14 protein-coding genes are annotated in these 20,235 nt (G+C 48.0%); 13 read left to right on the forward strand and 1 reads right to left on the reverse strand.

What is annotated here, in order from left to right:
• Positions 1-56 precede the first annotated feature (56 nt).
• The gene (locus tag WBG83_RS00160) at positions 57-1,712 is read left to right on the forward strand and encodes a pectate lyase family protein (protein ID WP_336741592.1); all 1,656 of its coding nucleotides are present in this window, start codon (positions 57-59) and stop codon (positions 1,710-1,712) included.
• 54 nt (positions 1,713-1,766) lie between these two features.
• Here WBG83_RS00160 and WBG83_RS00165 read toward each other — a convergent pair whose 3' ends face one another.
• Positions 1,767-2,570: a helix-turn-helix transcriptional regulator gene (locus tag WBG83_RS00165; protein ID WP_336741593.1), complete on the reverse strand. Its 804-nt coding sequence runs from the start codon at positions 2,568-2,570 to the stop codon at positions 1,767-1,769.
• A 196-nt stretch (positions 2,571-2,766) separates the two neighbouring features.
• On the opposite strand from WBG83_RS00165, the gene WBG83_RS00170 reads away from it, so the two are divergent.
• From WBG83_RS00170 to WBG83_RS00225, 12 genes are all read left to right on the forward strand, one after another.
• Positions 2,767-4,842, forward strand: coding sequence for a carbohydrate-binding protein (locus tag WBG83_RS00170; protein ID WP_336741595.1), 2,076 nt, complete (start codon positions 2,767-2,769; stop codon positions 4,840-4,842).
• Between the two features lie 422 nt (positions 4,843-5,264).
• Positions 5,265-6,779 (forward strand): malate:quinone oxidoreductase, encoded by a 1,515-nt coding sequence (locus tag WBG83_RS00175; protein WP_336741596.1) that lies wholly within the window; start codon positions 5,265-5,267, stop codon positions 6,777-6,779.
• A 305-nt stretch (positions 6,780-7,084) separates the two neighbouring features.
• On the forward strand, positions 7,085-7,978 hold the full coding sequence (locus WBG83_RS00180) for an AraC family transcriptional regulator (protein ID WP_336741598.1): 894 nt from the start codon (positions 7,085-7,087) through the stop codon (positions 7,976-7,978).
• A gap of 303 nt (positions 7,979-8,281) precedes the next feature.
• Complete coding sequence (locus WBG83_RS00185; RefSeq protein ID WP_336741599.1) at positions 8,282-10,201, forward strand: carbohydrate-binding protein; 1,920 nt, start codon at positions 8,282-8,284, stop codon at positions 10,199-10,201.
• A gap of 241 nt (positions 10,202-10,442) precedes the next feature.
• The gene (gene cntA / locus WBG83_RS00190; RefSeq protein WP_336741601.1) at positions 10,443-12,053 is read left to right on the forward strand and encodes a staphylopine-dependent metal ABC transporter substrate-binding lipoprotein; all 1,611 of its coding nucleotides are present in this window, start codon (positions 10,443-10,445) and stop codon (positions 12,051-12,053) included.
• Positions 12,054-12,118: 65 nt separating this feature from the next.
• Positions 12,119-13,051 (forward strand): nickel/cobalt ABC transporter permease, encoded by a 933-nt coding sequence (gene opp1B, locus WBG83_RS00195; protein WP_336741603.1) that lies wholly within the window; start codon positions 12,119-12,121, stop codon positions 13,049-13,051.
• Entirely contained in the window at positions 13,052-13,945 is an 894-nt protein-coding gene (gene cntC, locus WBG83_RS00200) for a staphylopine uptake ABC transporter permease subunit CntC (protein WP_336741605.1), read from the forward strand.
• Between the two features lie 7 nt (positions 13,946-13,952).
• Positions 13,953-14,774, forward strand: coding sequence for a staphylopine uptake ABC transporter ATP-binding protein CntD (gene cntD / locus WBG83_RS00205; RefSeq protein ID WP_336741607.1), 822 nt, complete (start codon positions 13,953-13,955; stop codon positions 14,772-14,774).
• A complete protein-coding gene (locus WBG83_RS00210) occupies positions 14,761-15,504 on the forward strand; it encodes an ABC transporter ATP-binding protein (RefSeq protein ID WP_336741609.1) in 744 nt (247 codons plus the stop codon). The genes cntD and WBG83_RS00210 overlap by 14 nt, the downstream gene beginning before the upstream one ends.
• Before the next feature lie 48 nt (positions 15,505-15,552).
• Positions 15,553-16,743, forward strand: coding sequence for a staphylopine family metallophore export MFS transporter CntE (gene cntE, locus WBG83_RS00215; protein ID WP_336741611.1), 1,191 nt, complete (start codon positions 15,553-15,555; stop codon positions 16,741-16,743).
• 75 nt (positions 16,744-16,818) lie between these two features.
• Positions 16,819-17,007, forward strand: coding sequence for a hypothetical protein (locus WBG83_RS00220; protein ID WP_442955772.1), 189 nt, complete (start codon positions 16,819-16,821; stop codon positions 17,005-17,007).
• Between the two features lie 631 nt (positions 17,008-17,638).
• Positions 17,639-20,230, forward strand: a complete 2,592-nt coding sequence (locus WBG83_RS00225) for a hypothetical protein (protein WP_336741612.1) — start codon at positions 17,639-17,641, stop codon at positions 20,228-20,230.
• Positions 20,231-20,235: the final 5 nt, after the last annotated feature.

The raw sequence follows: 20,235 nt of genomic DNA on the forward strand, positions 1-20,235 counted from the left end.
AATAGACCGTCGTAACCAATGTTGAGGATAGATCACATTAAAGGAGGAATTGATTCATGTTTAAGAAAGCTTTAACTAGTTTAGTCATGGGAAGTCTCTTGGTGACATCTTCTTTCATTGTGACCGGCAGCCCCGTTAAGGCCGCAGTCATTACTTCAATCCCGAACACAACCAAGGTTGAAAAGAGCTATGACACCAGCTTCTTATCCGTTCCGGGCTATGCATCACTAGGCGTAAGTGATCGAAGCAGTTATGTAGGAACATCTTATTATCGTACCGTCAGTACCGGAAGACAGTTCCTGCAGGCGATCCTGGATGCAAGCAACGGCTCTGTCAAAGTCATTGAAGTGACCGATGATATTAACTTAGGCTGGACGGAGCTGGCGCTAACTTCAGCGGAGGCTGCCACCTACAGTTTTATTACGAAGTACCCGAATCCTTCAAACGGATTCACGAATCCGCTGCTTATCGCCTCCGGCGTATCGAAGCTGAACATCTCCAACGTAAACGGACTCACGATTTTCTCGTCGACGGGCAAAAGCATTAAGCATGCCGAATTGAAACTGCAGGCCTCCGTCAATGATATTGTCATCCGAAACCTGAATTTCGATGAAATGTGGCAGTGGGATGATTCCGGCCAGCAAAAAGAGGTAGGCTGGACGTTCATCAAGATCAACGGGGCCAACAATGTGTGGATCGACCATTGCAAATTCTCCATCGCTGCAGACGGAATGATTGATATGGAGAACGGCTCGACCAATGTGACACTTTCCTGGAATGAATTCGGACTGGCTGCGAACCCGAATCCGGCGTCGAATAGCTCGATTTACCAATCCATTGAAAACATGGAGCAAAAATATACCGCAGGCACACTGGACCCGTCAACCAGCCTCTATTACAAAATGAGAAATGGAGGCGCTACCAAAAATCAGATTATGGCCTATGCCGCATACCACTCCAAGGTGCATTTGGTCGGCTCCGGCGATAAGGATTACACCAACTATGTGGGTTCAAACGGCGTGGAAGTGAAGGACGGAAACCAAAGACTGCGGCTGACGATGGCGTATAATAAATATACGAACGTTGGGCAGCGGCTGCCGATGATTCGTCAGGGCACCGGGCATTTGTACAATAACTCCTTCGATAATTCCACGCACAAGAGTGCAACCGACAGTGTTGCTGCTATTTCTCAGTATGGGACTTATAAATTATCGCGTGGAATCAATGCCAGAAACGGAGCTTCCATTGCAGGGGACACCAATGTGTACAATGCGATTTCTGAGCCGCTGATCGGTGCGGAGCGTCAAGGTGATGATATCTCGAATATGAGTGCGCCATGGAGTACGCTGTTCCAGGATGCGATCAACCATAGCTTGCTGGTCAATTCCAAAGTAATCAACAGCAGCGGAACCTATACGGGCAGCAGCTGGGACAATAACGGAAATAATGCGTTCACTAGCGGCTTCAATTGGGATGACAAATCAAGCATCGGGAACTGGGCGTGGTCTTCACATATCGTCGGGGTAGAAAACATGAGCAAATCGAATCCGCCGACATCGCCGCCGTTCACTTTTACTTACGGATATAACGAGCAATTGCCCTACGCGTATCAAACGTTTCCGTTAGCCGATGTCGTCTCAACCGTCAACCAGCACGCCGGTGTTTCCAAAATCTCTCTCAGCAACGGGGATTGGCTCAAAGTAAATTATTGATGCTTCAATTTAAGCGTTGTGTTTTCAGCAAAGGCCGCGAAGGATCGCGGCCTTTTACTTTTGCTTCGGCTGCTTGCAGGTGCAGTTCTTGAATTCTCTTGGGGACATGCCGTATTTCCTGTGGAACACGCGGTTAAATGTGCGCTGGCTGTCAAAGCCCGCATTGCTGCAAATCGTAGTAAGCGAGGCGTCGGTGGTGCGAATCAGCTTGGCCGCATATTCGGCGCGCAGCATGCCGAGGTAATTTCTGAAATTCATTTTGATTTTTTCTGAAAAGATGTGAGAAATGTAGTATTTGCTGACACAAAATTCAGCGGCAAGCGAATCAAGCGTTATCGGCTCCGTGAAATTATCAGCCAAGTATTCTATGATTTTTTTCGACATATCCTGGACAGGAATACGCTGCCGCTGCTTCAGTTCGATCTGCCGAAGAAGGTGAGAGAGGATGACATAGGTCCAGCCGAGCTTAACGGCAAATTCCTCCTTCTTCTTGATATGCCGCAGCGCGTATACCGCCTCTTCATGGATGCCTTCTTTGGGGATAAAGGGCGTTACCGGCTGGAAGTTTTGGAAGTCCGGAAAAACGCCCTTCAGCAGCTTCGGATCGCATAAAATCAATAGAAAATCAGCAGGATGTTCTCCAATTGAATCAAAATGATGAACAATATCCGAGAATATAATTGCCGCATCGCCTTCACGGATGTCATAGCCTATGCCGTCAATTGCAATATGCTGGACTCCGGAAAAGACATATACAATCTCGATATTGCGATGCAGGTGGGCGGGAAAGGTCAGCGGTCTTGAAACACGGATGAGTCTTAAATCTTTAGCTTGTATCTCATAAAACGGAAGCATCATTTATCCATCCCCAGTACAATATTTGGCTAAATTCTTATGTTATATGTCTAAATTTATATCATGCGGTGTGTTAAGATTCAACTGATTCGCTGAAATCGCTTACATAAAAAAGGAGGTGGGAAAATAGCAAGCGGTTCGCCGCAAAAATGAGCTGTCACCAGATCGAAAGAAATGCCTACCAAAAAGGAGGAAAGTAATGATGTTTAAAAAGGTTTTGAGCAGTTTGGTTATGGGTAGCTTGCTAGTGACAACGGCTTTGTTTGATGCCGGAGGTTCAGTAGAAGCCGCAGTCATTAATACAATCCCGAATACAACGAAGGTTGAAAAAAGCTATGATACAAGCTTCCTGTCGGTTCCGGGCTATGCATCGCTAGGCGTGAAGGATCGAAGCAGCTACGTAGGAACGTCTTATTATCGTACCGTCAGTAACGGAAGACAGTTCCTGCAGGCCATTCTGGATGCGAGCAACGGCTCTGTCAAGGTCATTGAGGTTACTGGCGATATTAATTTAGGATGGACCGAGCTGGCTCTAACCTCAGCGGAGGCTGCCACATACAGCTTTATTACGAAGTACCCGGATCCGAGTAAAGGATTTACGAATCCGCTGCTAGCGGCCTCCGGAGTATCGAAGTTAAACATCTCCAACGTGGACGGATTAACGATTTTTTCGACTACGGGGAAGACCATTCGGCACGCTGAGTTTAAATTGCAGGCATCCGCCAACGATATTGTGATCCGCAACCTGAGCTTTGATGAAATGTGGCAGTGGGATGATTCCGGACAGCATAAAGAGGCGGGCTGGACCTTTATTAAGGTCAACGGCGCCAACAATGTTTGGATCGACCATTGCAAATTTTCCATTGCCGCAGATGGATTGATTGATTTGGAAAACGGCTCCACCAATGTCACCTTTTCCTGGAACGAATTCGGACTGGCTGCGAATCAGAATCCGGCCACAACCAGTTCGATTTACCAATCCATCAACTTTATGGAACAAAAATACGCAGCCGGCACACTGGATACAGCAACCAGCGTTTATTACAAAATGCGCAATGCAGGCGCTACCAAAAATCAGATCATGGCTTATGCCGCTTATCATTCCAAAGGGCATCTGGTCGGCTCTGGCGATAAGGATTACACCAACTATGTGGGTTCGAACGGTGTCGAAGTGAAGGACGGAAACCAGCGGCTCCGCTTGACCATGGCATACAATAAATATACGAATGTCGGATCGCGGTTGCCGATGATTCGCCAGGGCGTCGGGCACTTGTTTAACAACTCCTTCGATAATTCCACACATCTGAGCTCCTACACGAGTGTTGCTGCAATCAACACACATGGCTCAGATAAGCTGGCACGCGGCATGGATGCAAGAAACGGGGCATCCATCGCGGCGGACACGAACGTCTATAATGCGATTACCCAGCCGATTATTGGCACAGAGCGTCAAGGTGACGATGCCGGCAGTTTGAACCCGCCGTTTGATGTATTGTTTCAAAATGTGTTGAACCGCGCTTTAATTGTGAATTCAACGGTAAGCAATAGCAGCGGCACTTTCACGGGTAGCAGCTGGGACAATAATGGCGTTAATTTATTTACAAGCGGACTGACCTATTATAACAAGTCAACCATTGGGAACTGGGCCTGGTCGTCTGCTATTGTCGGGGTGGAGAACATGAGTAAATCGAATCCGCCGACTTCACCGCCGTTTACATTCACGTACGGATACAACGAGCAATTGCCATATTCGTATCAAACCTTTCCGTTATCCAGTGTCGTATCTACGACAAATCAATACGCCGGTGCTGCCAAAGTAACTATGAGCGCCGCAGATTGGTTGAAAAAATCGTACGGCTCCGGTTCCAGCTCTGGTTCGGTTGATGCATATTCTACAATTGAAGCTGAAAACTACACCAGCATGCTGGGTGTACAAGCGGAAACAAGCTCTGAAGGCGGTCAAAATGTCGGATACATTCATCATGGCGATTATCTCGTTTTCAATAATGTGAACTTCGGGTCGACAGGACCGACACAATTTCAAGCAAGAGTTGCTACGACAACAGGAGGAAACATTGAAGTCCGGCTGGGCAGCCTGACGGGAACCCTGCTGGGCACTTGTCCGGTAACGAGCACCGGCGGCTGGCAGACCTGGGCCACCCAATCGTGCACAATAAGCGGAAGCAGCGCAACCGGGACGAAGAATGTTTACCTGAAGTTTACAGGCGGGAGCGGGTATCTGTTTAACATCAATTGGTTCAAGTTTGTAAATTAAGACAAAGCCGAATGTCGCTATCTGCTGCAGGGTTCAAGTCCCGAATGGCGAACAAAGGCTGCTACGGCTTTTCAACCGCCTTATTGCCGCGTGTAAACGCGGCTTTTTCGTATTTGTCCCTACCCTGACAGGGAATAGACATCCAATTTTAGAGATATCCGGCTTATAACTGCCTATATCGGAAGATGCTGCGCACATTTTAAGTATGTTCCAGCAAGGGTTTTTCACTGCGCTTCTTGTCGTATCGCTTATAACTATCATATAATAGTTTAATGAATATTGAATGTATAGGAATGTAGTATCAATCTTATTCATATCAATCCAGAAAAGGTGTATGACAAGGCCGGTCCTGGCTTGCTGTATCGCCGAAGCGGAAGCGCCTGCATCCTTTCTGCAAATTTCAGGGTATAAGGACGGTTAAAATGAGTAACAGACAAACAACAACAGATGTTATCTTAATTGGTGCTGGAATCATGAGTGCGACTTTGGGGACCATTCTCAAGGAATTAGTGCCGGATTGGAAAATTAAGGTATTTGAGAAGCTTGATCATGCGGGAGAGGAAAGCTCTAACGAATGGAATAATGCGGGAACAGGCCATGCTGCACTGTGTGAGCTTAATTATACTGTCGAGAAGCCGGACGGCACTGTAGACATCAGCAAAGCGATAAACATTAATGAACAGTTTCAGCACTCCTTGCAGTTCTGGTCTTACCTTGTAAATCATCAATTGATTCGTAATCCGCAGGACTTTATTATGCCGTTGCCCCATATGAGCATGGTTCAGGGGGAACAAAACGTATCGTTCTTGAGAAAACGTTTCGAAGCCCTGTCAAAAAACCCTCTCTTTAAAGGGATGGAGTTTTCCGATGCCCCGGAAAAGCTGAAGGAATGGATTCCGCTTATGATGAAGGACCGTTCGTCGAACGAGCCTATCGCAGCAACCAAAATCGACACGGGTACCGATGTCAATTTCGGTGCTTTGACGCGTATGCTGTTTGAGCATCTTAAGAAGAAAAATGTCGATATTCACTATAAACACAGCGTCGATCATATGAAACGTGCCGGCGATGGCTCATGGGACTTAAAAGTACGCAACGGCAGCGGGAACGTCGAACGCTGTAACGCCAAATTCGTCTTCATCGGAGGCGGGGGAGGCAGTCTGCATTTGCTGCAAAAATCAGGTATTCCTGAAGGAAAGCATATCGGAGGCTTCCCGGTTAGCGGATTGTTTATGGTCTGCAAAAATCCGGAGGTCGTTGCGCAGCATCATGCCAAAGTTTACGGCAAGGCCAAGGTCGGGGCTCCTCCGATGTCCGTGCCGCATCTGGACACCCGGTTTATCGATCATAAAAAATCGCTGCTGTTCGGACCGTTTGCCGGGTTTTCGCCGAAATTTCTCAAAACCGGCTCCATGTTCGATTTGATTACCTCCGTGAAACCGGATAATCTCATCACAATGCTGTCCGCAGGCGCCAAAAACATGGCTCTGACCAAGTACTTGATCGAGCAAGTGATGCTGTCGAAAGAACAGCGCATGGAAGAGCTCCGGGAATTTATCCCGAACGCAAGAAGCGAAGATTGGGATTTGCTGGTAGCCGGACAACGTGTACAAGTAATCAAGGATACTCCGGCCGGAAAAGGAACACTGCAATTCGGTACGGAGGTGATTAGCGCGGCTGACGGCTCGATCGCCGCACTGCTGGGCGCCTCTCCGGGTGCTTCTACCGCTGTATCGGTCATGCTGGAGGTCATCAAAAAATGCTTCCCGCAGCGGTTACAGGAATGGGAACCGAAAATCAAGGAAATGATTCCTTCCTATGGCGTGTCGCTCGTCAAAAATACAGAGCTTCTTCAGGAGATTCATACGTCCACAGCGCAGACGCTGGGCCTCAGTGCCAGCGCGTCATTACAGAAAGCGCGCCGGACCGTATCCTAGAATCCAGGTCATGTCAGGGCTGGCATCACATGCGGGCACTTCTTTAGGGTGCTGCTAACCAGCCCCAATTATTTTGGAAAAATAAGACTTACACTTTCAATTGTCTCCTGAAAGATGGGTTGGCCAATTTAATTGGTTAACCCGTCTTTTAGTTTGCAAATGATTTCAAATGGAGAAAAGGAGACCTGGTTCATGTGTCGAAATGGATGTATAGGGAGAAAGGAGTTGGAATAACAATAAATGGAATCTTTCTCGCAGAGCAGGTGCTCATGCAGCTGCTGATTCATTGAAAAAGGAGGAGAATGATGAAGAGAAAGCTGCATCAGGAGGACGCGAGTATCAGTTTTGCCAGACTGAAAAATGATCAATTCTCTTTTCAGATACATGGCGCCCATAGCCATCATGTGGCAGGTGGCTGGTCTTTTCCGCTGCATGAGCATTCATTGTTTGAACTGAATATGGTTGAAGAGGGAATACAATATTTTACGCTGGCGGAACGAAAGATCGAGATGCATCCCGGCGATATTTTGTTTATTAAGCCGAATGAAATCCATGGCTGTGATGCGGATCTCAACCTTGGAATGACTTCTGCCTGTATTCATTTCGGTGTGGATGACCCGGAATTGAGGCAGTCGCTATACAAGCTTAAAGAATCTGTGCATCGGAAAGGCAGCCCGTTGTGGGAAGTGATTTATCCGTCCATGAAGCGGATTGTTGAATTCAGATCCATTCCGGACAGTGCGCGCGGCTTGGAAAGTCTCTCCATTTATTTGGATTTGATTTCATCGATATGCCGACTGCTGGCCAATCCGCCTTCTAACCTTTTGGAGGATACGCTCAGTTATGATAGATTGGCCTCTCGGATTGCCGGGAAAATTAACAGCTTGGTAGACGAGCAATCGGGCAACAATAATCCTGATTTCACGGACCGAAGAATTGCACAAATCGCCCATGAGCTCGGATACCACCCTTCCTATTGCGCGCAAATTTTCAAGGAGTCATTTGGCATCTCGCCCCGTCAATATCTCACCACGATTAAGCTTAGAAAATCCAAATTGCTTCTCATGGATCGTACTCTCACGCTGGAGCAGATTGCTCTGCGCATGGGATTTCGCGATGGTTCACACTTCAGCAAGCAATTCAAACGATGGACCACCTTTTCCCCGTCGGAATATCGGCGGATGTTTAAACAATCCTAAATTTTTCATATTGGATTTGTACAAGTTCAACTGGGATTTGTCCATGGAAAAGCGAATCATTTGATCTAGAATAAAAGTTGTAAAAGCTTGCCAAACAAGCTTTGTACACATTGAACCGCAAAAGCACGCGCGTACAATCATCGATTGGAGTGGAGCCGCCTTCTTTATTAGGAAAGGAGGAATGACCAGCCAGAATTATTGTAAACGCTTTTATTAGAATTGAAGCTGCTGATAACCAAGAAGATATCTTGTGTACGTGTGAACATCCCGGTCCATTCCCAAAAAAGAATAGGAGGAGCTGCGGTGCTTAAAATATACGGAACCAAGCTAAGAAAAGCATGTGCAATTGCAGCAAGCTTCGCGTGCCTTGCTTCAACTGCCTTGTATTCATGGCCAGGTCAGCCGGTATCCGCTGCAACGAATGTAATTGCTTTTCCAGGTGCGGAAGGAGGGGGCAAGTTTGCCACAGGCGGAAGGGGAGGCCAGGTCGTCTATGTTACAAATCTGAATGATAGCGGGGCAGGCTCGTTCAGGGAGGCGGTTAGCGGCTCCAATCGAATTGTTCTTTTTAAAGTAGGAGGTACTATCGAGCTCAAGAGCGATGTCGTGGTCAGTTCAAATGTGACTGTAGCAGGGCAGACGGCACCGGGCGGCGCGGGCATTACCTTGAAAAATTATAAAATCGGTCTCGGCGGCAGCAATGTTATCCTTCGCTTTATCAGTTCAAGGCCTGGTGAACGGGGCACCTCTGCGGATTACGATGCGTTTGGCGGCGCTAACGGCAGCAATTCCATCGTGGATCACGTGTCAATAGGCTGGGCGAATGATGAGCAATGGGGGCTGTATTCCGCCAATGATAATTACACCGTGCAGTATTCGGTCATCGGCCCGTCAAATTCATTTTCCTACCATTCCAAAGGCATTCACGGATTTGGCGTCATGCTTGGACGCTCGAATGCTTCATGGCATCATAATCTCATCGTTCACAACGTATCCCGTAATTTCAGGGGAAAAGTAGTCGGGACAGGTAAGGTGGATTTCACCAATAATGTCATTTATAATTGGGGGTCGCAAACAGCCTACGGTACGATCGGCCAAGTCAATTATGTCAATAATACGTTGAAAATGGGCAATTCTACAATCAGCGGCAAAAACTATGTCAGTGTCGGTGACAGTGGAACGGACCCTCAAAATTATTCCATTTATTTGACCGGCAATCGTTTCCTGAATAAGGATAACAGTAATTACAGCACCTTTACTGCAAATAACTGGTCCGGCATGACATACAGCGCCTCAAGCGGGAAAACAGAGGCGAATACCCGCTCCGATGTTCCGTTTCAAATGCTTGTGAACGGCGTGAACGTGTCGACGGTAGCTAATGTAGAGAGTGCGGCGAATGCTTATAACCATGTGCTGGATTACGCCGGCGCGGGTATCAGTCCGACGCAGAGAACTGCGATAGATCAGCAGGTGGCAACCGAAACAAGAACCGGCACAGGCACCCTGACTGGCGCAAGGCCCTATTCCCAGGCATCCGCAGAACAAAAGGCAACGATTGATTCCTACCAGATGGCAACCGGGGTTCAATTCCAATATCCGAGTGCAGTTTTAACCGGCGCGCCTCTTGATACGGATGGAGACGGGATGCCGGATGATTGGGAGATTGCCAGAGGGCTGAATCCAAGCAGCAGTACCGCAGCGGACGGCACCTTGGAATCCAGCGGTGATTACAGCGGTCAGGGGTACACCAATATTGAATATTACATCAATGACCTTACGATCAATGCGTTTCCGCCCAATGTAGTCACACTTTCCCCGACAGTCACGCCAGCTGCTCTGAACGCTTTTTCTACGATTGAGGCGGAAAGCTATAACAGCATGTCAGGCGTTCAAAAGGAGACCAGCTCCGAAGGCGGCCAAAATGTCGGTTATATTGAGCAGGGTGATTTTATCGGCTTTAATAACGTTAACTTCGGGGCTGGCGCGACAAGCTTTGAAGCCCGGGTAGCCTCGAACACCGCAGGCGGAAACATTGAAATCCGCCTTGATAGCCCGACAGGAACGCTGGCGGGAACTTGTTCAGTCGCTAATACCGGCGGCTGGCAGACGTATGTGACTCAGTCTTGTCCTGTAAGCGGCGCCACGGGTACACGCCAGGTATACCTGAAGTTTACCGGCGGCAGCGGATATTTATTTAATATCAATTGGTTTAAATTTAGTTGATGAACGAGTACGCCTCCCATTCGCCGATAGGGCCATGGGGGGCGTTTCGATTTTAAAAACGCTCCCTCTGATCAACAAGCAATGATGAGCATTTGAATGCATCCAGCTCTCCAGCCGCGAAATAGTATGGTTTCACTAATTGATAGTAATGATTACGAAAAAAAAGATTGACACCTCCGGCGGTTCTAATTATGATAATTGTAATCATTACTATTTATTAGATACATATTGGAGGTTTGACATGACAAGAAGAAGGCTTGTATTATTCTCTGCTTTCATGGCTGCAATGGTACTGCTGGCAGGCTGCAGCGGCAGCAAGGATGCAGCAGAGGGGACAACATCGAATCAAGAGAAAGAATTGGTGTACGCCGCTACCAAAGATATTGATGATATGAATCCTCATCTATATGCAGGGTCAATGCCGGCTCAAGGAATGGTGTATGAATCATTGGTTGAAAATACGGAAGAAGGGATTAAACCATTACTTGCTGAATCCTGGGAAATCTCAGCGGATGGACAAGTATACACCTTTCATCTAAGAAAAGACGTGAGCTTTCACGATGGGGAGCCCTTTAACGCCGAAGCAGTGAAGAAAAACATAGATGCTGTGCAAAACAACAAGCAAAAGCATTCCTGGATTAAGCTTTCAAAAAAAATAGTCGAGTGCAAGGTCATTGATGAATATACCGTTGCCCTCTTGTTGTCGGAGCCTTATTATCCAGCTTTGTCTGAATTATCGATGACCAGGCCTTATGTATTTATCTCTCCCCAAAATTTCATTAACGGGGAAACGAAAGACGGCGTAGCTGGTTATAATGGCACAGGTCCCTACGCGCTCAAAGCACATGAAAAAGAGAAGTATGCAACGTTTGAAGCCAATGAGAACTATTGGGGCGGGGCGCCAAAAATAAAGAAGATTACAGCTAAAGTTCTGCCCTCTGGAGAAACGACCTTTTTAGCCCTGCAAAAAGGAGAAGTGAATACGGTTTTCACCGATGATCGGGGCGCAGTCAGTATCGATGATGAGGCTATGAATCAGTTAGCTGCATCAGGCAACTATCAATTGGTGAGAAGTAAACCCATGAATACCAAATTGATTGTAGCCAATAGCAGTAAAAAGGATAGTCCTGTCAGTGAAGCAACTGTCCGCGAAGCCATTTGGTACGCAATTGATAGAGAAAGCATCAGCCGGGATCTGTTACATGGCAATGAAAAGCCAGCCGATGCGCTGTTTTCACCTAACGTCAATTATGCCCATGTTGATTTGAAGAAACGCGGCTATGACGTGGGAAAAGCCAACCAGATTCTCGACGAATCGGGCTGGAAATGGGAGGCTGGGGGGGAAGTTAGAACGAAAGCCGGAAACAAGCTAGCGATGGAATTTTATTATGACAGCAACTCCCCTTCTCAAAAAACACAGGCTGAATTTATTCAAAATTCGCTAAAAGAGATCGGTATTCAAATCAAGATTATTGGCGAGGAGTCACCGTCAATCGCAAATAGAAGAAAAACAGGCAACTATGATCTGTTGTACAGTCAGACATGGGGGCTGGCCTACGACCCACAAACGACAATCTCGGCTTTTACGGATGTGTCCTATAATTTACATGCAACCAGAGGGATTGCAAAGGCAGATGAATTGTACAAGAAAATTGATGAGGTCATGGTATCCTCAGACGAGAAGACGCGAAAATCATTATACGCCGATATATTGACTATAGTTCATGATGAGGCTGTCTTTATCCCCCTTACACATGGTGGTGTCACGATTATTGCTCCCGCAAATGTAAAAGGGATTTCCTTTAAGCAGACACAATATGAACTTCCCTTTGAACGTATGTCTATTGAATAGAAATGGAACTGGGGGGGCGTCCCCCCTTTTATTTATGCGTTCCATTCTATTGAAAGGAGCCTTCCATGGGAGCTTATATCATAAAGAGGCTTTTAGCGCTTATTCCCTTGCTTCTGATTATTTCCTTCCTTATGTTTGTTTTTATCCATGCTTCTCCTTTTGATCCCGCCGAAGTGGTGCTGCAGGCACAAGGGGTTCCTACGATAACCGATGAATTAATTGCCCAAACGAGAGTAGAGCTGGGGCTTGACCGTCCATTCCTTTCTCAATATTTCCATTGGCTTCTAAACTGCCTGCAGTTGGATTTTGGAAATTCATATGTCACCAGAGAATCCGTTTGGACATTAATAGGCCCGGCTTTTTTAAATACGTTCAAGCTAACGCTTGTTTCATCGGTTGTTATTATTGCTTTATCCATCCTGCTAGGTGTAATTTGTGCCATGAGGGAGGGCAAGGCAACGGATAAAACGATAAGAGGTGTTTCATTTTTTCTCATTGGCATGCCTCCCTACTGGCTTGCATCGCTAATGATCTGGTATTTTTCAGTCAAGCTGGATTTGCTGCCAACAAGCGGGATGGATTCCTGCTTGCATTATATTTTACCCGTCTCAGTGATTACGATCAGCTATGCGGGCATTTATTTTAGAACGGTGAGAAGCTCGATGATCAGCAATTTAAATGAGGACTATGTATGGTATGGAAGGGCATCCGGATTACCGGAAAAGAAAATCATTCTTCATATTTTAAGGAATTCCTTGCAAGTGGCGATTTCGATTTTTTGTATGGGAATACCGACAATATTGGGCGGCACAGTCGTGATTGAGAATGTTTTTGCTTGGCCAGGCTTAGGGAGCTTAAGTGTGAAATCTATTCTGGGCCGAGATTTCCCCGTTATTCAGGCCTATGTTCTTATTCTGGCAGTGGCTTTTGTCTTGTTTAATACCGTGTCCGACATCATCAATGCTGCGATGAATCCTAAATTAAGGAAGGGCGCATAAATGAGCGTATTGAAAAACGTATGGAACGATAAAGTGGCCGTGCTCTCTTTGCTCGTTATTGTTGGAACCATAGTCGTTGGTGCATTTGCCCCTTTCTTTGCCCCGCATGCTCCTGAGCAGGTACACATGGGCCTTCGATATGCCGGTCCTTCATGGGAATATCCATTTGGAACCGACCACTTGGGCAGGTGTGTGTTATCCAGAATCATCTACGGCATTCGTCCCAGTGTGATTTGGGTTTTAGTTGCGTTAGTGATCTCTGTTTTGATTGGTGCTATTCTGGGTTTAATCTCGGGCTATTTTAAAGGAAAAGCAGATGCTTTCATTATGCGGATTTGCGATATTATGCTTTCCTTCCCGGGATATGTTATGCCTCTGGCTTTTGTTGGCATTTTTGGCGTGGGTCTTGAGAACATCATCATGGCCTTCATTTTGATGAAATGGGCATGGTTTACACGAGTGATCCGAACGTCAGTGATGCAGTATTCCGAACTGGAATATGTGAAGTTTGCCAAAGTCCTGGGGATCGGTCATCTGAAAATTATTTACAGACACATCGTCCCGGTCGCATTTGCAGATATAGCGGTGGTATCAAGCAGCTCGGTATGCTCCATGATTTTACAAATATCAGGCTTTTCATTCCTGGGCTTAGGGATACAGGCTCCCCATGCGGAATGGGGGATGATGCTAAATGAGGCAAGGAAAGTCATGTTTTCAAAGCCGGAGCTAATGATAGCCCCTGGTCTGGCGATTATTATCGTGATTTCGGCCTTTAACTTCTTGTCGGATGCGCTGCAGGTAGCGTTGGACCCGAAGTTGATGACGGCCAGGCATAGGCATGAAGGACAAGTAATTGCCTCAACCTCCAGCCTTCCGGGAAAAGAGGTGGCCTAATCCACTGATGAATATTGTAGAGGTGGCCAATTTGAAGATTTGGGATAGCCGCAACGGGAATGTCATTGTTCCGAATAGCTCGTTTCAGGTCAAGAAAGGAAGCTGTCTCGCTGTTGTAGGGGAAAGTGGCAGCGGGAAGTCCATAACATGCAGGGCGATTATGAGGTTGAATCAACCTGCTATCCGTCAATCCGGGCAAATTTTGTTTGACGGGGTCGATTTGAGTAAGCTTACCGAGAAAGACATGCGGAAAAAAAGAGGGAAACAGCTGTGCATGATTTTGCAGCATGGAATGCGGGCCTTTGATCCTTCCTGTGTGGTCGGGGTTCATTTAAGGGAGACGCTCGCCTGGCATTTCGGCTGGAGTCGCCACCAAATAACGGAGAAAATGAAACGTGCGATGGAAGGTGTCATGCTGAAAGACCCGCTCACTGTAATGAATCAATACCCGCACCAATTGTCCGGCGGTATGCTGCAGCGGATCATGATTGCGCTGGCTATCGTGATGGAGCCGGACATCATTATCGCTGATGAACCCACCACGGCGCTCGATACCATTTCCCAATTCGAGGTGGTCGAACAGTTTATACAATTGCGGGAGAATATGGGCTGCTCCATGATTTTTGTTTCGCACGACCTGGGCATTGTCAAAAAAATAGCGGATGAAGTTCTGGTCATGAAAGAAGGGGAAATCGTAGAGCGAGGGACGACCTCTGCCATCTTCACTGGTGCCCAGCATGAATATACCCGCTATTTGGTATCCTCGAAGCTGGGGATGAATCAGCATTTCAAGAGGATCATGGGGGGGAGCGGCGTTGCTGAGGGTTGAACAGGTTGAAAAATCCTATAAAAAGGGCGGTTTAATGTCCAAGGAACGGCAGAAGGTATTACAAAATATTAGCTTCGTATGCCAACAGGGGGAATGTCTGGGCATTATCGGGGAAAGCGGAAGTGGCAAGTCCACCCTGGGACGATTGCTTCTAGGCATTGAAAAGCCTGACCGCGGAACCATTCTGTTTGAGGGGAAGAGCGTAGAAGAGCCAAAGGTGAGATTGGGTCATATCAGCGCTGTGTTTCAAGACTATACCTCATCCATTAATCCGTTTTATACGGTCGAACAGGCCATGATGGAGCCCATGAAGCAGCAGAGAAAAAGTAAGCAAGAGGCGCAAAGCAAGATCGATCAGCTCCTGCATCAAGTCGGCTTGAATTCGTCCTATCGAACTAAATATCCGCATGAGCTGTCCGGCGGGGAGGCGCAAAGGGTGTGCATTGCCAGAGCCGTAGCCACGGAACCGAAATGTATTCTGCTGGATGAAGCCATTAGCTCATTGGATGGTTCTATTCAAATTCAAGTGCTTGAATTGTTGAAACGTTTAAGGAGCATCTACAATATGGGATACATCTTCATTACCCATGATATCCAGGCAGCCGCGTATATTTGTGACAGAGTCATGATTATTAAAAGCGGTCAAATTGAGGAAATGGTCAGGATAGAGCATTTAAAGGACGTCCAATCCCCTTATGCAAGGAAATTGCTGCAGATGATTATAACGTAGGGCTGCAGCCAAGCATGACCTAAGAGAATAGAGGAAGGAGCGAGCGGTTTGAGAGGAGCTTTGTCATGGCCTTTTTTGCGGTTGTATCTGTTGACCCTGTTGTATTTTAGCGCAAACTCGATATTGAATGTTATCATTCCTTTAAAGGGAGAGTCGCTGGGCGCTACCAACACGACGATCGGAATCATTATGGGGGCGTATTTGTTTACAACGATGCTTTTTCGGCCGTGGGCAGGCCAAATGATTCATAAGTATGGGCCTATTCAAGTGCTGCGCATGATTCTTGTTGTCAATGGATTCGCTCTCATCCTGTACACATTTACCGGATTGGGTGGCTATTTTGCTGCGCGTGTGCTGCAAGGCGTCTGCACAGCGTTCTTCTCCATGGCCCTGCAGCTGGGGATTATCGACGCACTCCCGGAGAAGGACCGTTCACAAGGCATTTCGATGTATTCCTTATGCGCTTCCATGCCGGGTGTTTTTGGTCCCTTGCTGGCTATAGGGATGTGGCAAATCGGAGATATGACTGGTTTTACAGTCGGTATGATCGCGGTGGCTATTCTTACAGGAGCCGTGGGCTATAGTGCCACGATAGACAAAAAAGAGGCAGATCCTGCCTCAGCGGGCCAGGGCGCAACGATGCTACAGTCCTTCGCTCAATTGGTCAAAAACCCTCACTTATTCAAATGCAGCATGCTGATGCTGGTGGCGTCGCTGGTTTTTGGAGCGGTGACCACGTTTATACCGCTGTACGCCGCACAAATCCAAGGCGGGAACGCGGCCGTATACCTCATGCTTCAGGCGGGCACTGTTGTCGCGGCCCGGTTTGTTTTGCGTAAGAAAATTCCCTCGGATGGAAAGTGGCACTCGGCTTTTGTCATGACGACGCTGGTTATTTTGGCGGCAGCGGCTCAGGCTGTAAGCTTCTCGGCCATGGGCGGAGCCGTGTTTTTCTACATCGGCGCACTTCTGATGGGGCTTGCTCAGGCCCTATTGTATCCGACCTTAACGACGTATTTGACGTTCGTGCTGCCCAAGGAAAGCCGTAATGTGCTTGTTGGATTATTCATTGCCACGGCGGATCTGGGCGTATCGCTGGGCGGTATTGTGATGGGGCCTGTTGCAGACCTTTCCTCCTATTCTACGATGTATATGCTTTGTGCGCTCCTCGGCTTATTCATGCTGCTTTTCAGTAGCAATCCTAAGCGGCATAGCGGGGAGTACAGCAAATCGGCATAGCGAGTACAGCAATGAAACTCGGGACGCGGCCTGGGTCCTCTCAAACAAACGGAGCTGGAAGAAGAACGCCGCTTTGTGATTGCTGCCGTTGTCAATGGAGGGGCCGCACAGTTCCTGCAAGGTGATCCCACTACGATGGACAAGGAAGACATCTATCAGACCTGCCTGGCCGCTCCGCAAGCAACGATTATCGTGTCCCATATGGAAGCCGTAAACCATTGTTTATTGTCCAGACATGATTTGACACGCTTTGACATGATTTGACACGATTTATTGAGGAAAAAGGCCTTGCCTCCAGTATTTTCGTACCTCAGGATGGGGAAACGATCGGCTGCTAGTCAGCAGTGTGCTGCAGAAAGGAATCGGGCTCGGCTGTTGTGGGCCTAATTGCCAGCATGCACAAAGCTGCGAATCTGATCGACAACGACATCCAGTGTGTCCAGGACAGCCATTGACGAGCTTTTAAGTCGTTACTGGCTATTTTGTATGCTTAAAATAGGCTGTGTTTTATTCAAAACACAATTCTCTCATATACGTTCGATGCCAAAAGATGTTACAATAAATTCGACAAAATTAGATAAATTTCACGGTTTTCTAGTACATTCAGGGGGGCTCCTTGGTGAGCGAACATGCATCCGCAAATCGGACAACTGCTGGTCAAACCACAGCGAAAACAAATTCAAGCTCAGCCAGGACGGACCATTCAAGCCTGTCGGCTGCCGCGCCTTTGACACCTGCGGGAATCATGCAATTGCAAAAAGCACTTGGCAACAGGGCTGTCCAAGGGTTAATTCAAAGAATGGCCGCTGGGCAAGCTCCAGCGCAAAGGGCGGGCGGAGGCTCAGGCGCATCCAATGCTACGACGCCTTCTCCGGCAGAAGAGCGTAAAACACAAATGAATGCTGAACGCGATGTAAAGGTCCCGGCACTGGTTGATGCTTCTTTTGCAGATAGCAGAACGAAGGTGAAGAACAATCTCGAGACGTACTTGACTACAGCGTCAAAGGCGGAATTTATTCGCAATCACGTGAAAGCCAAAGCGGTGTCGGAGATTGAGAATAGTATGACTCGGGGGACGGCCGAGCAAAGGCAGGATGCATTGAAATATGCAGTGCTCAAAGCGGAAGGCATTATGCTGGACAAGCTGAGAGCCTATGCCTCGGAGGTAGCCGCAGCCCAATTTAGTGATGCTAAAAAAATCGTTATGACGGCTGAAGCGAATAAAGCCTTCGATTTGGTCACCCCCAGCTTGAGCCAGGCAGCCTTTGAAAAACAGAAGACGGGGGCAGCGGCCGACTCGCAGAAAAAGCTGAATACGCTTGCCAAGACATTGATTGCTGAAGCGGTAAAAGATGCGACTGCCGTGATCACAGCCAAATTCACGCCATCCGTACCAGGCGGCGCTGCCGGCTTCGATCATATTGATGCAGGAACGGCCGGCACAGATGAGCTTGAGCAGCGAATGAATCTGGACGGAGACCTAGTCAGAGACATCCGGGATATGGAAACCGTGTATCAGACCTCGCTTTTTAACCCCTTAAAAAATGAGGTGTTATTAAAGCTGGGCGTAGGACGGCGCGCCTTCAGAAGATCGAAAGAGCTGAACCAGTACAGGGAAACCCTGAAGGAAGCCGCCCGGACCAAGGTCAGGGCTGAAATTGATACGGAAATCGCAAGCCGCAACGGCGGCGCGTCCTCAAGCACCCCCATGAGAGACGAGTATTTGAAAATGGCCTCAAAAGTCATGGCCCATCAGGAATCCAAAATCCTGGTAGACAATGTCATGAAGGATGAAGCGGACACTATTCTGGAACGGATTATACCGAAGGATCAGACGGTGGAGAAGCTGACAGCTGCGGGAAAAAGCTCCGCGTACGACATCGCCCGAAAGGATCGTACCCAGCGGGATAAAATTCAAGCCGCAGGTATCGCCGCGGCCAAAGTGCTCGCCGAGAAAATATTGAAAGAAAAGAAAGAAGCGGCTATTCTAGAGGCGAGGAAGCTGACCAAAGGAACGAAGCAGACGGGGACTACGACAGCTGCCCTGCCTAATGCAGCAAAAACCGCGGAAACAATTGGTGCTGTCGAAGATACAACGAAAGCACAGCGTGTTGCCCGGACTGTCATTGATAAGTCCATTGTTGCCGGTGATATGAATAGCGGCTTCAACAAGGTAGGCAAGCTCATCGATCTGTCTACGCCGAATCCGGGAGACTCCAGCGCGCTGGAGGTCGAGCTAAAGATTCCGTTTGCCTCTGCCGCCGGCGGAGGACAGGGGTATTTTCTATTCGGCTTCGGAGGCGAAGCCGAGCGGGAAACCGGTGAATTGACCGTGAATACGCAGGTCACCTTCGGAGCCGGCTTCTCCACCTTCGGCTTCGATGTAAATGCGCGTTTCGGTCTCTTTTTAGAAGGAAAAGGGAAAGATACATCTAGTGTAATGAATTTGTTGTCGTATGGCTTATACCGGAATATGACCCAAATCTCAAGCGCGGCGGCCGGACATTTCTGGGGTCAAAGCGGGAAATCCGGCGATTCCAAGCTTGTTGAGGCCGAGAAGTGGGCCATGATGATCGAAGAACAACATCTGGATGATACCGCCGAGGTTAATGTGGGCTCGCTTACAAAGCTGGCTATGGAGGCTAATGTGGGCGTAGCCGGGTTTTCAGGAGAGCTTGCCTATAAGCGGCTTAGCGCCTACCGGAAAGAAATTATCGCGGAAAAAGGAAAGGATGCTGCAGGAAACCTGCTGTCAGCAGCCGATCGGGTTGCCAACAACAGTATTGGCAGCGGTGAATCACGGAGAGTGTATGAAGCCGCTACGGAGATCGAAATCGGGTTCGGCAAAGATAAGGTTGCTTTTGGCGTAGAAGGGGCAATGACCCGGGTTGGCGGCACCCTCAGAGAATTGAATCTGGAGCTGTCGGCGAGCATTCCGTCACAATTCGGAGAAGAAGCCGGAGATTTGACCCAGTATGCGGCCAAAATCGTAACGGCGGCTCTAGGCGCGGGTAAAAACCTTACCGCATTGTTTAAGAAAGCTATGGCTGCGGAGCCGGAAAGAGCGGCGCGCACAGGCGGAACCATGCTGGATTTGGGAAGTGATGCGCTCTTTACAGGAAATTACTTCGACCGTATCGGGGCTAGCTTTGCAGAGCAAATCCAGGGAGATGAAACGATAAACGACACGATGCGCTCCTGGCTGCCCGGGCAGGATTCCGGCGCCTCAGCCATTGAGCAGGTGAACAAAATCGCCTTGTCCAATGCGCTGAAGCTGGCGGCCAGCTTCAAACGGCAATACGATGAAAGCGGTACGCCAAGCGAGTGGGAAATCGCTATTGAAGCAAGCCAAGTGAAATCACTGGAAGTTGATGCCGAGATCGCTAAGGTAGCCATCGAGAAATCAAAGCGGATTGGCAAAGTCGAATTCGCCAAAGGAAAGACGACCAAATACGAATTCCTCGGCTTAGAACGCGGAGGTACCTAAAGGAG

The sequence above is a fragment of the Paenibacillus sp. y28 genome (assembly GCF_037137075.1).
Taxonomy (GTDB): domain Bacteria; phylum Bacillota; class Bacilli; order Paenibacillales; family NBRC-103111; genus JBBBNV01.

Excerpts from the sequence above, each read along its gene's own strand:
- WBG83_RS00165 (WP_336741593.1), bottom strand. The coding sequence starts at position 2,570 with ATGATGCTTCCGTTTTATGAGATACAAGCTAAAGATTTAAGACTCATC.
- opp1B (WP_336741603.1), top strand. The coding sequence starts at position 12,119 with ATGGGAGCTTATATCATAAAGAGGCTTTTAGCGCTTATTCCCTTGCTT.
- WBG83_RS00170 (WP_336741595.1), top strand. The coding sequence starts at position 2,767 with ATGATGTTTAAAAAGGTTTTGAGCAGTTTGGTTATGGGTAGCTTGCTA.
- WBG83_RS00225 (WP_336741612.1), top strand. The coding sequence starts at position 17,639 with ATGAATGCTGAACGCGATGTAAAGGTCCCGGCACTGGTTGATGCTTCT.
- cntA (WP_336741601.1), top strand. The coding sequence starts at position 10,443 with ATGACAAGAAGAAGGCTTGTATTATTCTCTGCTTTCATGGCTGCAATG.
- WBG83_RS00160 (WP_336741592.1), top strand. The coding sequence starts at position 57 with ATGTTTAAGAAAGCTTTAACTAGTTTAGTCATGGGAAGTCTCTTGGTG.
- cntD (WP_336741607.1), top strand. The coding sequence starts at position 13,953 with ATGAATATTGTAGAGGTGGCCAATTTGAAGATTTGGGATAGCCGCAAC.
- WBG83_RS00175 (WP_336741596.1), top strand. The coding sequence starts at position 5,265 with ATGAGTAACAGACAAACAACAACAGATGTTATCTTAATTGGTGCTGGA.
- WBG83_RS00180 (WP_336741598.1), top strand. The coding sequence starts at position 7,085 with ATGAAGAGAAAGCTGCATCAGGAGGACGCGAGTATCAGTTTTGCCAGA.
- cntC (WP_336741605.1), top strand. The coding sequence starts at position 13,052 with ATGAGCGTATTGAAAAACGTATGGAACGATAAAGTGGCCGTGCTCTCT.